Origin of the sequence: Arthrobacter sp. Alg241-R88 (assembly GCF_900537115.1) — a bacterium.
Lineage (GTDB): Bacteria > Actinomycetota > Actinomycetes > Actinomycetales > Micrococcaceae > Arthrobacter.
The window spans coordinates 118423-131762 of sequence record NZ_UNRG01000008.1 but is presented as its reverse complement, the minus strand read 5'-3'; the positions used below and the strand labels follow the sequence as shown (position 1 = coordinate 131762).

Annotated in this window: 13 protein-coding genes; 10 read left to right on the top strand and 3 right to left on the bottom strand. The window is 67.2% G+C overall.

Annotated features, from left to right (window positions below):
• Positions 1–198: 198 nt before the first annotated feature.
• From G6R19_RS16345 to G6R19_RS16335, 3 genes are all read left to right on the top strand, one after another.
• Positions 199–1569 carry a hypothetical protein gene (locus tag G6R19_RS16345; RefSeq protein WP_163166868.1) on the top strand — a complete coding sequence of 457 codons (1371 nt, stop codon included), beginning with the start codon at positions 199–201 and terminating at the stop codon, positions 1567–1569.
• Between the two features lie 66 nt (positions 1570–1635).
• On the top strand, positions 1636–2430 hold the full coding sequence (nth, locus tag G6R19_RS16340; RefSeq protein WP_163166939.1) for an endonuclease III: 795 nt from the start codon (positions 1636–1638) through the stop codon (positions 2428–2430).
• Positions 2427–3104, top strand: a complete 678-nt coding sequence (locus tag G6R19_RS16335) for a CoA pyrophosphatase (RefSeq protein ID WP_163166866.1) — start codon at positions 2427–2429, stop codon at positions 3102–3104. Before nth ends, G6R19_RS16335 begins: the two co-directional genes overlap by 4 nt.
• An 84-nt stretch (positions 3105–3188) precedes the next feature.
• Here G6R19_RS16335 and G6R19_RS16330 read toward each other — a convergent pair whose 3' ends face one another.
• Both G6R19_RS16330 and G6R19_RS16325 read right to left on the bottom strand, forming a co-directional pair.
• Positions 3189–3380, bottom strand: coding sequence for a DUF1508 domain-containing protein (locus tag G6R19_RS16330; protein ID WP_163166864.1), 192 nt, complete (start codon positions 3378–3380; stop codon positions 3189–3191).
• A 175-nt stretch (positions 3381–3555) separates the two neighbouring features.
• Positions 3556–5274: a bifunctional 3'-5' exonuclease/DNA polymerase gene (locus tag G6R19_RS16325; protein ID WP_163166862.1), complete on the bottom strand. Its 1719-nt coding sequence runs from the start codon at positions 5272–5274 to the stop codon at positions 3556–3558.
• Positions 5275–5552: 278 nt separating this feature from the next.
• Between G6R19_RS16325 and ssd the strand changes: the two genes are divergently transcribed.
• The 7 genes from ssd to G6R19_RS16290 all read left to right on the top strand — a co-directional run bounded on the left by ssd (position 5553) and on the right by G6R19_RS16290 (position 10828).
• On the top strand, positions 5553–6617 hold the full coding sequence (gene ssd / locus G6R19_RS16320) for a septum site-determining protein Ssd (RefSeq protein WP_240341924.1): 1065 nt from the start codon (positions 5553–5555) through the stop codon (positions 6615–6617).
• Positions 6614–7879: a TadA family conjugal transfer-associated ATPase gene (locus tag G6R19_RS16315; protein WP_163166858.1), complete on the top strand. Its 1266-nt coding sequence runs from the start codon at positions 6614–6616 to the stop codon at positions 7877–7879. The genes ssd and G6R19_RS16315 overlap by 4 nt, the downstream gene beginning before the upstream one ends.
• The gene (locus tag G6R19_RS16310; RefSeq protein WP_163166856.1) at positions 7876–8745 is read left to right on the top strand and encodes a hypothetical protein; all 870 of its coding nucleotides are present in this window, start codon (positions 7876–7878) and stop codon (positions 8743–8745) included. The genes G6R19_RS16315 and G6R19_RS16310 overlap by 4 nt, the downstream gene beginning before the upstream one ends.
• On the top strand, positions 8742–9362 hold the full coding sequence (locus G6R19_RS16305) for a type II secretion system F family protein (RefSeq protein WP_163166854.1): 621 nt from the start codon (positions 8742–8744) through the stop codon (positions 9360–9362). Before G6R19_RS16310 ends, G6R19_RS16305 begins: the two co-directional genes overlap by 4 nt.
• Positions 9363–9531: 169 nt before the next feature.
• Entirely contained in the window at positions 9532–9882 is a 351-nt protein-coding gene (locus G6R19_RS16300) for a DUF4244 domain-containing protein (protein WP_163166852.1), read from the top strand.
• A gap of 128 nt (positions 9883–10010) precedes the next feature.
• Positions 10011–10454: a TadE family type IV pilus minor pilin gene (locus tag G6R19_RS16295; protein ID WP_240341923.1), complete on the top strand. Its 444-nt coding sequence runs from the start codon at positions 10011–10013 to the stop codon at positions 10452–10454.
• Complete coding sequence (locus G6R19_RS16290; RefSeq protein ID WP_240341919.1) at positions 10451–10828, top strand: Rv3654c family TadE-like protein; 378 nt, start codon at positions 10451–10453, stop codon at positions 10826–10828. Before G6R19_RS16295 ends, G6R19_RS16290 begins: the two co-directional genes overlap by 4 nt.
• Before the next feature lie 68 nt (positions 10829–10896).
• Here the strand turns inward: G6R19_RS16290 and G6R19_RS16285 are convergent, their stop codons facing one another.
• Positions 10897–13272, bottom strand: coding sequence for a DEAD/DEAH box helicase (locus tag G6R19_RS16285; RefSeq protein WP_163166848.1), 2376 nt, complete (start codon positions 13270–13272; stop codon positions 10897–10899).
• Positions 13273–13340: the final 68 nt, after the last annotated feature.

The window sequence follows — 13340 nt, the reverse complement described above, 5'->3', positions numbered from 1 at the left end:
ACGCGCAGTCCCCGGCGGCCGCCCGGCGGCATGGCCAGCTAGTGATCAGTAAGGCTGTTGACTAGGCTGAGATGGGATTGTGACTTCACCGCGGACCGTCCTTCCCGGGCTCGGCAAGAGCTTGGGAACGACGGAACCGCTGTACGACGGCACGGTTTCGGGCCACAGCCCCGGTGCCGCCACGCTAAGGAGAACAGAATGAACCAGCAGAGCTTCGGCCAGAAAACCGGCCCCGATACAGCGGCAGGCTCAGGGGCCGCCACCGCTTCGGCCGCCGGTGCAGACCGGCAGGCCGCTACCGGAGCCAAGGGCCGGAATGGCACCGAGGCCGTGCTCGGTCCGTTCACCATCCGGGACCTGGCCGTGTTTGCCGCCACCGTCATCCTGTTTGTCGCTTCGCTGCTTCCCTTGTTCGGCGGCCGCTACAACCTCTGGAACCTGAACAACCTCTTCTTCCTGGGGCTGGGGATCGTCCTGCCATTGGCGGTGAGCGCACTCTTCGCCGCGCGGAGGCTGGCACCGGGTACGAAGATCAGGATCGGTTCGCTGTCCATCGACCAGTTCGCGTCCGTGGTGGCTTCGTTCGCCGTCGCCTTCTTCTTCCTGTCCGTCGCAGGGGCCTACGTTCCCAGCCTCATGGTGGGCCTGATTGGCGCCGTAGTGCTTTTCGCCGTGACCGTCCTGGGCCGGTTCCTTCCGTACATCTCCCCGGATTTCCAGGACCGTGCGGAAAGCCCCGCGCATGTGGTGGCCCGTGAAGCTGCCGTTCCCGTACGGAAGCCGCGGGCGCCCAAACCGCCGAAGACCGAGTCCGGCGCGGCAGACTCCCGCGGCCCGGAATCCGCTTCCGCTTCCCAGCCGGGGGTCGGGAAGTTGCTGGGCGCTGCCGGCGGCAAGCTGTTTGGCGGTGCCGGGGCCGGATCTTCCGCAGTCCAGACCGGAGCCTCCCACCAGCCGCCGGCGACAGCCGCGGTTCCTTCGGCAGCTGCATCCCATTCACCCGCCACGGCTGCTGTCCCCGCCGCCGGCGTTACTGCGGCCGGCGGGCCAGCAGCAAACGGCACCGTTTCCACCGCCCCTGAAGTTTCCGACCGTGCTCCGGAAGGTGATGCCGGCCCGCCAACCCAGGCAGCCGACGTCGTACGCCCCGCCCCTGCGCCCGCCGCCGAGGAGACGCAGTTCGGAGATGTGCCCGTGAGGGGCGGCGGAGCCACCATGGCGCATCACGACGGCGATGCCCCCGCCGGCTCTGCGGCCCGGAGTTCCTGGGAGCCGCCCGCAGCGACGGCCGTGCATCAGCAGGTCCGGGCCGAGGAGCCAATCGGGGCAACAGTGGACCCGGCCAGCCGGCCGGAGGAATCAGAGGAACAGCCCATCCACGAGGCTTTTTGGTTTGCTGTGGCCCAGCACCGGACCGCCTTCGATCCCCGCACCGGGGCGCCGGCCTTCGTCATTGAGCCGGGCGGCTGGGTGCTTGCCCTCGAGGACCGCGGGCATGAGTTCCTCGTCCAGCACACCGACGGGCGGCTGGGCGTGCTGCGCGACCTCAGCAATATCGAGCGCGGCTAACGCATGGCCTCACCCCGGGCTTCCAAGGCCGGCGGAGCGGCAGCACCCGCCGCCCAGGCTACGGGCATGCCTGTGGTATCCCAGGAGTCCCTGCTTGGGCTGAAGCGACGGGCGAGGCGCATCAACAGGGCTTTGGCCGAGAAATACCCCTACGCCCATGCGGAGCTCGATTTCCGCAACCCCTTTGAACTGCTGGTGGCCACCGTTCTGTCAGCGCAAACCACCGACGTCACCGTCAACCAGATCACCCCGCTGCTGTTCGACCGCTATCCGGACCCCCGCTCCATGGCCGAGGCGGATCCGGCAGCGATCGAGGACATCATCAAGCCCACCGGGTTCTTCCGGGCGAAGACGCGGAGCCTCATCGCCCTGTGCACCAGGTTGGTGGACGAGTACAACGGCGTTGTCCCCGGGCGGCTGGAGGACCTGGTGACATTGCCAGGCGTGGGGCGCAAGACTGCCAACGTGGTGCTGGGCAACGCCTTCGGAATCCCCGGCATCACGGTTGACACCCACTTTGGCCGCCTCGCCCGCCGCTTCGGCTGGACCCAGTCGGAGGACCCGGTCCAGATCGAGTATGACGTTGCCGAGCTTTTCGAGAAGCGGGACTGGACCATGCTGTCCCACCGGGTGGTGTTCCACGGGCGGCGGGTATGCCATTCCCGGAAGCCGGCGTGCGGGGCGTGCCCTGTCGCCAACTGGTGCCCCAGTTACGGTTTAGGCGAAACAGATCCCGCTAAGGCGGCCAAGCTGCTGAAGTACGAACTCGCACCGGGCAGCGAAGCCCTGCTGGCACAACTGCAGGCTGAAACACACAGGGCAGCCGAAATCAGGATGGCATCCCAAAAGAGGAGACCGTGAGCGCCCGCGAGGACCTGATCGAGTTGGCGCGCAGGGCGGAGGCGGGATCGGCTGCCTCCCCTGACCCCCTCTGGGCAGCCCTCACCGTGGACGCGAAACGGGCACGCAGGGCTGCCGTGCTGATGCTCTTCGGTGCGCTGGATGATGTTCCGGCTGTATCCGGGAAGCCACTGGCACCGGCAGACCTTGATGTCCTGCTCCTGGAGCGCGCCCACACGCTGGGATCACATCCCGGGCAGGTGGCTTTCCCGGGCGGCAGCATTGACGCCCGGGAAACGCCGGTACAGGCGGCCTTACGCGAAGCGGAGGAAGAAACGGGCCTGGACTCGGACGGCGTTGAGGTCCTGGGCACTCTTCAGGAGCTCGGCCTTGCGCACAGCAATTTCCTCGTCACTCCGGTGCTCGGGTGGTGGCGGTCGCCGTCGCCCGTCCGGGTGGTGGACTATGCCGAGTCCGCCCAGGTGTTCCGGATCCCGGTCCGGGACCTGCTGGACCCGGATAACAGGGTCATGGCCACGGTCCACCGCGCCGGCCGTACTTTCGACAGCCCCGCGTTCACCGTCAACGGTGTGGTGGTTTGGGGGTTTACGGGAATAGTCCTGAACGGACTCTTTGAACAGCTCGGGTGGGCTGTGCCCTGGGACCGGAGCCGGGTCCATCCGATGGGTGTCTGACTTCTGCTTGCCTGGGTTCGCCTCGCCGGCTATTGACTAGCCGGGCGTCCTTGGCTCCGGCTGGGTTTCCTTTGTCCCAACCGGTCAGGCCTGCTGCTGGCGGAGATCCACCACGATGCCGGTGGCCGCATTCTCGCGCATGGCGTTGATGCCCTCTATTAAGGTGTTGAGGGACTTGAAGTTTGGTGAAACGGCAACGATGTTGCCGTCCGCGTCCGTCAGCCTAAGCCGGTACGACTCGTCCCCTACCCGATGTATTTCAAACCTGCCCGCCATATGCCGGACCTCCCCTTGGTGTGCGTCGTTGCATCAACCTTTGGACCGATCTGTTTCAGTCACCACAAGACTGTAACCCGCGTCACCGCAGCCCGGCGAGCTACTGCCGGGTAGGTTACATTTCTCGACAATTGTCGCGGTGCGAGCCCTCTTGGGAAGCATCCGGGAGGAGCTCCTACTTTGCGTGGTCGTACGAATCGACCACTGCGACGCTCACCGGGAACTCCACGGGGATGGGTCCGAACAGCAGTTCCTTGGCGGCGTTGGCGGCGTCCTCGATCGCCCTGATGCCTGCATCGACCAAGTGCTCCGGCGCATGGACCATCACTTCGTCGTGGAGGAAGAAGACGAGTTCCGCCCGGCCGGAACCTTCCGCGTGCAAGGTACGGAGCCGCCGTCGTAATTCCGCGAGCCAGCATGCAGCCCAGTCCGCCGCCGAGCCCTGGACCACGAAGTTGCGCGTGAACCGTCCCCTGGAACGTGCGATCGATTCTGCCCGGCGCTGCTCCTCTGCGGACGAAGAGCGCTGGCTTTGGAACCACCGGTCCGACGGCGGCGGGCTGCTACGGCCCAGCCGGGTGCTGACCGTTCCGCCGGACTCACCGGCGCGGGCGGCCCGTTCCACGAAGTCCACAGCCCGGGGGTAGGTTTTGGCGAGCTGTGGCATGAGCCGCCCTGCCTCACCGGAGGTGGCTCCGTACATGGCTCCCAGCAGCGCCATTTTCGCTTTGGCGCGGTCGCCGCCGAACCCCTTTGCGGCAATGCCGGCGTAGAGGTCCTGGTCCTTGGCGGCCTCGGCCATGGTCGAGTCCTTTGCCAGGGCCACCAGCACACGGGGCTCGAGCTGGGAGGCATCCGCGACGATCAGTTTGTACCCGGGGTCGGCGTGGACGGCGCCGCGGATCTGGCGCGGAATCTGCAGGGCGCCGCCGCCTCTTGACGCCCAGCGGCCCGAAACGACGCCGCCCACCACATACTCAGGGCGAAACCGGCCGCCGGCCACCCATGCATCAAGCCAGGCCCACCCGTTGGCCGCGTGCAGGCGCGAAAGCTTCTTGTAGGCCAGGAGCGGGGCGATGGCCGGGTGCTTCGATTCCTTCAGTTCCCACTGGCGGGTGCTTTTCACCTCGATCCCGTTTCGGTGCAGGGCGCGCATCAGGTCCTGCGGGGAATCCGGGTTCAGTGTGGGCGCGTTTAAGAGGCCGCGCAGTTCGAGGTTCAACGCCTCCAGTTTTGCCGGCCGGTGGCCCACGGGCGGGCGGGGGCCGAGATAACCGGCCAGGATCTCCTCGTGCAGGTCCTCCCGCCAAGGGACCCCGGCATGCTGCATTTCAGCGGCGATCATGGCGCCGGCGGATTCGGCGGCCAGAAGAAGCTGCAGCCGGTTGCGCCGGTTTTCCTCGGGGCTGACCGACGCCAGGGCTACCTGCTGCGCGGCGTATTCCTCCCGAAGGTCCTCAAGCGTGTGCCGGGGGCTGAAGCCGGCGTCCGGATCATCGAAAAGCGCGTCCTGTTCGGGTGGCGGCGGAGGCGGTTGGAGGGCCCGGGGCGGCTGCTGCGGGTCATCGAGCGTGACCTTGTCCGAGTTCACGGCGTAGTCAGTGTGGGCGGTGAACTGCGAATGCGCAAGAATATTTCCGCACAGATTCAGGTCGTAGCACCGGTCCAGTTCCACCCCGGACGCCAGCAGGGACGGGTACCAGTCCTGGGTCCGGTGCCAGATCCAGCGGGGCGGCTGCCCGCCCTGCGGCCGGCGTTCCAGATCACGGACGACGGCGGCCAGTTCGCTTGCGCGGACGGGCCGGGGTTCCGGGTTGGACGGATGGGGGCTGCCGGCCTGCGTGAGTTCCTGCAGGACCGCGCCCTCGGGGTGGGCGGCAAGCAGGAGGTACATGGTCCAATTCTGCCTTGTCTTCGACGGTCCTTATGCCGGACGACTCTTCCTGCACAGGGCGGGTGGAACCGGCGTTGTTCACATACGGACTCGCGGCCCTTATCCCCGCCGGTTCGTGAGGGAACAGTGGCTTCATGAGCAGGCACCAGCTGACCCCGTCCCACGTTGATCCCGGCCGGTCCGCGCCCTCGTTCGGGCGGATCGCTGATGCGCTCCCGGGGGCACCGCCGGGCGGGGTGGCTAACGGCGCGGATCCTGGCGGGAGCGGAGGCGCGTGGCTGCCGGACGGTGCGGAAGAGGTCCTGCTGGTTACCTCCTCCGCCTTCCTGCGGGCAGAAGTGGAGCGCATTGTCGCCGCCGCCGGAGCCCACCTTCGCGTTGTAGCCGATGCACTTGAGGGCGGCAGGTACTGGGACGGCGCAGCGGCAGTTCTGGTGGGGAGTGACATCCGTGAACTGCCGCCCCGGCGGCGGGCACCAGCCGTTCTTGTGGGACTGGATGGTGAAGGTGACAGCCTGTGGCACCTGGCGGCAGCCCTCGGCGCGGAGAGGGTGGCCGTGCTGCCGGACGCCGCTGCCTGGCTCGCCGATCATCTGAGCCGCTCCCGGTCTCCGGGCCCTGGCGGACTCATCCTGGGCGTTACCGGCGGGTGCGGCGGGGCCGGCGCCACCACAGCCGCCATCTGGATAGCCCAGGCGGCCGCCGGAATGGGTGCCCGGGTACTGCTCGTTGACGGCGACCCGTGGGGTGGCGGGCTGGAGCTGGCCATCGCTGCGGAAGAGACACCGGGCCTGCGTTGGCCTGATCTCTCTGAAGCCCGTGGCAGCATCGATCCCGGCCAGCTTTCCGACTCGCTTCCGGTCTCGGGGGGATTCTCGTTCCTGTCCTGGCCCGCCAGCCGGGAACAACCTGTTCCGGTGGCAGCGGCTACCACCACGGGGGTGCTGGATGCCGGGCGCCGGGGGTATGAGCTGGTGGTCGTGGACATTGGCAGGGGAACCGGTCCGTTGCAGTCCTATGCGTGGGACTGCGACCGCATCATGATGGTGGTTCCCGCGCAGCTCAAGGCTGCTGTCGCAGCCGTGCGCCTGCTTCAGGAGTTTCCGCCGATCGAAGCTGCGCTTCTGGTGCGGGGCAGGCCGGGGGCGGCACTGGACGGATCCCTCATTTCCGAGGCCATCGGGCTTCCCGTGCAGGGACGCGTTCCTGAGCTTCGCGGTGTCAGTGCGGCCATGGAGTCCGGCCGCCTCCTGGACCTGGGCAGGCGGCGGAACGTCCGGCATTTTGCTGCCGCCGTGCTCGATTCCCTCGGGGATGACTTGCCCGCAGGCGAACTGGGATGAAGCAGCAGCCCTCTCCGCATGGAACGGGACCGGTGGACGGACTGCGGCGGCGTGCCCGAAACATTGAAAGCCAGCGCCGTGACCCGCGCCGGGATGCCCGCCTTCCGGTGGACTCGGGACTGCTGGAATCGGTCCGTGAGTCCATGATGGCCGATGCAGGGGCAGTGACACCGTCCCGGGTGGCAGCCGCCGTTCAGGCTAGCGGAAAGTTGCTGGGCACGGCGGGGTCGCTCGCGGCGGTGGAGCGGATCAGCGCGGAGCTGAACGGGCTGGGACCGCTGCAGGAGCTCACCCGGGATCCGGCTGTTACGGACATCTTCGTCAACGCGCCGGATTCCGTCTGGGTGGACCGCGGCAGGGGCATAGAACGCGCCGCTGTGGCTTTCGCTGAAGAGGCACAGTTGCGGGCGCTTGCCTGCAGGCTGGTGGCCGCAGGAGGGCGCCGCCTGGATGACGGATCGCCGTGCGTGGACGTGCGGCTGCCCGGCGGCTACCGCGTCCATGCCGTGCTGCCGCCGGTGTCCACCGCGGGAACGCTGCTCAGCATCAGGATCCGGCGGGAGCGGGTCTTCACCCTGGACGAGTTGCAGGCTGCCGGCATGTTCGGCTCCCTCGTGAAAGAAGTCCTGGGAAAGGTGCTGGAGCTCAAGCTGAGCTTTCTGATCAGCGGCGCCACCGGTTCCGGCAAGACCACCCTGCTGTCCACGTTGCTCGGTCTTTGTGCCCCGCAGGAGCGGCTGGTCCTCATCGAGGATGCTTCGGAACTGAATCCCGTCCATCCGCATGTGGTTTGCCTCGAATCCCGGCACGGAAACCTTGAAGGCGGCGGAGAAGTGAGCTTGGGCGAGCTTGTCCGGCAGGCCCTGCGCATGCGGCCGGACCGGCTGGTGGTCGGGGAGTGCCGCGGTGCCGAGGTACGCGAATTGCTGACAGCCATGAACACCGGCCACAGCGGCGGGGGCGGAACCATCCACGCGAATACTGCTTCTGCCGTTCCCGCCCGGCTCACGGCACTGGGTGCGCTCGCGGGGTTGAGCCCGGAAGGTGTTCAGCTTCAGGCGGCCAGTGCCCTGGACGTGGTGATCCATGTCGAAAGGACCATCCGCGGCAGGGAAGTGACATGTATTGGCGTCATTTCCGACGGCCCCGCCGGGCTTCACGTGCTGTCCGCCCTGGAGGCACCAGAGGGCACGGCGGTTCCGGGTCCGGCATGGCCCGCCCTCGCCGGCCGGCTTGGACTTGAGCCGGGGAGAACCATGTGAGCGTTTACCTTGCGGCGGCTCTGGTGCTCGCTGCGGTATTGATTCTTCGTCCGCCCCGGGGTGCGCCAGCGAGGCTCCGCCGCGTAGCCGGAGGTTTTGCTCCCTTAGCACCAGGGAGTCGTTTGGGCCGCCGGTTCGGGTGGCTCAGGCCCGGCGCCAGGGGAGCGGCAATATCTGGTTCCGCAGTACCCATGACTCTCGTGGTTCAGCAACTGGCTGCCCTGCTTAAAGGCGGGCGAACGCCGGCCCGGCTGTGGGACGAGCTGTGGTTTGTCTATGGCGCTGCTGCGGAACCCGGGGCCGCGGCCTTGACTGCGTCCGGCCTTGGTTCCGGTGCTCGATCCCTGTCACCGTCCGACCGGGCGCAGGGAGACACTGCAGGGTTGCGGGCGAGCGGCCTGAGCGCAGGGTCGGCCGTGGTGCTGGCTGTGGCCCGAGGGGCTGCCAGCACTGGGACGCCGGTATCGGAGGCCATCCGCCGCTCCTTGCCAGGGGTCTTTTCGCGGGCCGACAGGGAACTCCGGATCTGGTCGGAACTGGCCGCCTGCTTCGACATCGCAGAAGCAAGCGGCTGCCCCCTGGCCGACGTACTCACCAGGTTCGCGGCGCAGCTCGAAGTGGAGGACGACGCCGATGCCGCCCGCCAGACAGCCTTGGCCGGACCCAAGGCCACGGTCACTCTGTTGACCTGGCTTCCGCTCATGGGACTAGGCCTGGGAATCGCCCTTGGCGTGGACCCGCTGGCCATACTGCTGGGAACTCCGCTGGGGCTCGCAGCCCTGGCGGCCGGGATTTCGCTGACCGTGGCGGGCAGGGTGTGGTCCGCCAAGCTCGTGGCAGCGGCGGCCGGTGCGGGTCTGCCATGACCGAAGCTGCTGTTTTGGCAATTTCGTTCTTCCTTGCCACGGCCTCGGCAGCGTGGCTCCTGTGTCCTGGCAAAGGCAGCGTACGGAAGCGGCTCATGAACCTGCCACCGGCAGGCCCCCACGTTTCAGGAACCGATCCGCCGGGTGCGGACGGACGGCATCAGAACGGGGCCGGTTCCGATGGCCTGAGGGACACAGCCATGATGCTCGAACTGGTGGCAGCCATGCTGGACGCCGGGTCCGGGATTGGGCGTTCCCTCGAACTGGTGTCCGCCTGTGCATCGACCGAGTACAGGGAGTCCCTCCGGCCGGTTGTTTCGGCGCTCGCAATTGGAGCGGACTGGGAAACGGCGTGGCGCAGCTCAGCAGTCCGGCTTCCCGAAATCCTGGAGCTGCGGGACGCGCTGGGGTTCGCGGCACTCACGGGTGCGCCGTCCTCCGCCATCCTCTATGCGCAGGCTGCCACGCTCCGCCGCGAAAGGTTTCGTGCTGCTGAGAAGCGGGCGGCCTCGCTGGGCGTGAAGCTGGTGGTCCCGCTGGGCCTGTGTTCGCTTCCAGCCTTCATTTGCCTGGGCGTTGTGCCCGTCCTGCTTGCCCTCGTGCCGTCCGGATCCTAGCCCGCACAAGGGTGCCGGCTGGAAGCACAAATACGCACTCTTTCCCTCCACAGGGGGAAACAGACCTGACTTTTCCACTTACGCCAGCCCAGGCCTTAGCGGTTGCAGCCGGGCCCGGAAGAGTCGAAGAAGCCGGCAGCCCTGCCGGCCCACAGAAAGGAAACAGCCCATGTCCATCAACCAGGACCGCCACTACGCCGCCGGAGCCGCAGCACTCACCGCATCCCGGGCGAACCCAAAACGACGCCTCAGCGGCCGCCAGCCCGCGTATTCCCGCCGCGCTGGCGCCGTTGGCCTGCCGGCCAACGTTGTGGAGCTCTACCCGGGCGCAACTCTTCCGCGTCACCGTTCTGGCGTGCGTCGGCTCATGGGATCGGAAGCCGGCATGGCCACCGCTGAATACGCCATCACCACTCTCGCAGCCGTCGGGTTTGCGGGGCTGTTGGTCTTCATCCTTCGCAGCGAGGAAGTACGGGGGTTCCTGCTCAACCTGATTCGCACGGCACTGGCACTGCCATGACCTGTGCACCCGACGTTTTGCGCCTCCGGCTGCCTCCGGGTCCAGGCAACCGGAGGAGTCCGTGGCCGAATTCGGGGGTAGCCGGGTACTGCGCGCTACGGGATCGCTGCCATAGCAAAGGCCGACACATTGCGGGGTCCTGCGGGGCAGTCACCGCGGAGTTCGCGGTGACGCTGCCTGCGGTCCTGCTGTTGCTGGCCATGCTCCTTGCAGGTGCCGCGGCCGGTGTTACCCAGCTGCGCCTGGAAGAGGGAGCACGGGCCGGTGCCCGGGCCTTGGCCCGCGGTGACGATTCCGCGGCAGTGGAAAGGATCGTCCGGACCCTCTCGGGTGCGTCAGCCTCCGCGGTTATCGCAGCAGAGGGGGAGTGGTTGAGTGTGACCGTCACGGATCGCGTAGGCGGCCCGCTGGGGGCGTCGATTCCCTGGACGCTCACTGCCCGCGCTTCGACACGCAGTGAAACGGCAACCGCAATGCCGCACTGGCCGAACCACTGGGGCACCTACGGCGGCGGGGCTGCCGGTCAGTTACATGTGAGGCTGGCTGGTGGCGCCGGGGCAGGGGCAGGATGACGGGCTTCAGTGCGGAGATGAAGCACGGCACGGACAACCGGGAACGCGGGTCCGGGACTGTCCTGGCCGCGGGACTGGCCCTGGTAGTGACGATGGCCATGGCGCTGCTGCTGCTCCTGGCGCAGTCGGCCGTGATGGCCAGCAGGGCAGCCGCCGCCGCTGATCTTGCTGCGCTCGCCGGCGCCGACGCCCTGCGCGGCATCACGGACGGGGAACCATGCACGCTCGCTGCGGAGGTAGCTGCCCGGCATGCTGCCTCGGTGCTTAGCTGCTCGGAAGGGGAAGGGCACACGCTTGAGGTTCACACCGAGCTGACGGAGAGGACCATCTTGGGGTCAGCTACCGGCCATGCCCGGGCAGGACCTCCGCCGTAGCCCGCGACTCCTCTTGGCGCCGGATCCCCAACGCCGGACTTCCCCTCAGAAGGAATCCCGGTGACCCGTCAGCGCTGGACGTCCACGCTCATGCCGCTGGCCTCGGTGGCGTCCTTAAGCAGGACATCGAGCAGGGTGACCGCCGCTGCCTTGTCGAGCGGGTTGTTCTTGTTACCGCACTTGGGTGACTGGACACAGGAGGGGCAGCCGGATTCGCACTCACACGCTTTGATGGCGTCCCGGGTGGCGGCCAGCCACACCTTCGCCTTGTCGAATCCGCGTTCGGCGAAGCCGGCCCCGCCAGGGTGCCCGTCATACACAAAAATGGTGGGCACCCCGGTGTCGGCATGCAGGGCAGTGGAGACGCCGCCGATATCCCACCGGTCACTGGACGCCACCAGCGGAAGCAGGCCGATTGCTGCGTGTTCCGCGGCATGCAGGGCGCCCGGGAACTGGGCCTCGATCAGTCCGGCGGCGGTAAGGGACCGGTTGTCCACAACGAACCACACAGCCTTGGTGAAGAGGTCCCTGGCACCAAGATCAAGCGGTTCCTCGCCGAGGATCTCATTGGAAATCAGGGCCTTGCGTTGAAAGGAAACCACCTGCATAGTGACCTTCACGTCGCCGAAATGCAGGGAAACATCACCCCACGTGGCTGTGCGCTGGGTTTCCAGTACCTCGATCTGCGTCACATCCCGCGCCGTGGTGTAGTAGTCGGGATTGGCCCGGCGGACCACCACGCAGTGATCGTCCTCGTTGAGGTCCTCCACAACGTAGCTGTCGCCCTGGTGGATGTAAACGGCGCCGGTGTGCGCCTGGTAGTGGGTCTGGGGAGAGTCCATCGTTCCGAGGAGGGAGCCAGTATCAGCATCGACAATGCTCACCGGCCCACCCCCGTCAGCCCGCAGGTTCACCAGTGCCGCGGCGCTCTGGGAATGGGTCCAGAACCAGCCGGCGGGCCGTCGGCGCAGATAGCCTTGGGCCACCAAGCGGTCCAACAGCATCTCCGCAGTGCTCCCAAAAAGGTCAAGCTCGCCGACACCGAGCGGAAGTTCGGCCGCTGCCGCGCAGAGGTGCGGACCGAGTACGTACGGGTTCGACGGGTCGAAGACGGTAGCTTCCACCGAAACATCAAAAATCGCTTCCGGATGGTTCACCAGGAACGTGTCCAGCGGATCGTCACTGGCCACAAACGCCGCGATGGCGTCCTGCCCCGCCCGGCCGGCCCGCCCGATCTGCTGGAATAGCGAAGCCCTGGTGCCTGGCCAGCCGGCCACCAGGACGGCGTCCAGCCCGGAAATGTCGATGCCCAGCTCCAGGGCGGAGGTGCTCGAAACACCCAGGAGCCTGCCCGAGCGCAGCGCCTTCTCCACGGCCCGGCGTTCCTCGGGAAGATAGCCGGAACGGTAGGCAGCTACGCGCTGCGGCAGGCTTGGATCAACCTCGTCCAGGAGGCGTTTGGTGATGGACGAGATGGTCTCCGCGCCGCGCCGGGATTTGATGAAGGCTATGGTGCGGACCTGCGCTGACACCAGGTTAGCCAGCAGGTCCGCGGTTTCCGCGACAGCGGTACGCCGCTCCCTGGCACCGTTCTCACCCTTGAGCTCGGTCAGCGCCGGCTCCCAGAAAGCCACGGTGGTCGAACCATGCGGTGAACCATCCTCCGACACCGCCTTGACGGGTGCCCCGATCAGCCGGGCGAAGGAGATATTGGGGTCGGATGCGGTTGCCGAGGCAGCGATGAAGACAGGCTCCGGGAAAGCCGAGCCGGCACCGTAGTACGCGCAGATCCGGCGGAGGCGCCGCATCAGGTTGGCTACATGCGAGCCGAAAACACCACGGTAGCTGTGCGCCTCGTCAATGATCACGTAGCGGAGGCGGCGGAAAAACCCCGCCCACCAGGCGTGGTTGGGCAGGATGCCAAAGTGCAGCATGTCCGGGTTCGCCAGGATGAAATTGGCGTGGTCGCGGATCCACCGGCGGGACGCCGGGTCGGTGTCGCCGTCGTAGGTTTCCGCCCGCACGGTGGGCAGTTTCAGGGCCCTGATGGCGTTCAGCTGGTCGGCTGCGAGGGCCTTGGTGGGGGACAGGTACAGGGTGACCGCGCCGTCGTCGTGAATCTTTCCGGGGTCGGCAAGGACCCGCAGTTCGGAGCGGTGGATGGCGTCCAGCGCCGGCAGTTGATAGGCGAGCGATTTTCCGGAGGCGGTGCCGGTAGCAACCACAACATGCTCCCCGCCATGGGCGATGTTCGCCGCTTCAACCTGATGGCAGTAGGGCTGGTGGACACCGAGCGAACCATAGGCGGCCACGAGATCGGGGTGAACCCATTCGGGCCACGGCCCAGGCACGGCTTCACGGGCGGGGATGGTGCGGACATGACGCAGCTGTTCCGGGTCCGGGCCGCGGCCCAGCAAGGGAATCAGGGAGTCATGGGGGTTCACCCCAATATTCTTTCACTCCGTAACAAACCGGCAGGCCCGGTTCGCCCTCGGGGTAACCGGTTAAGGCG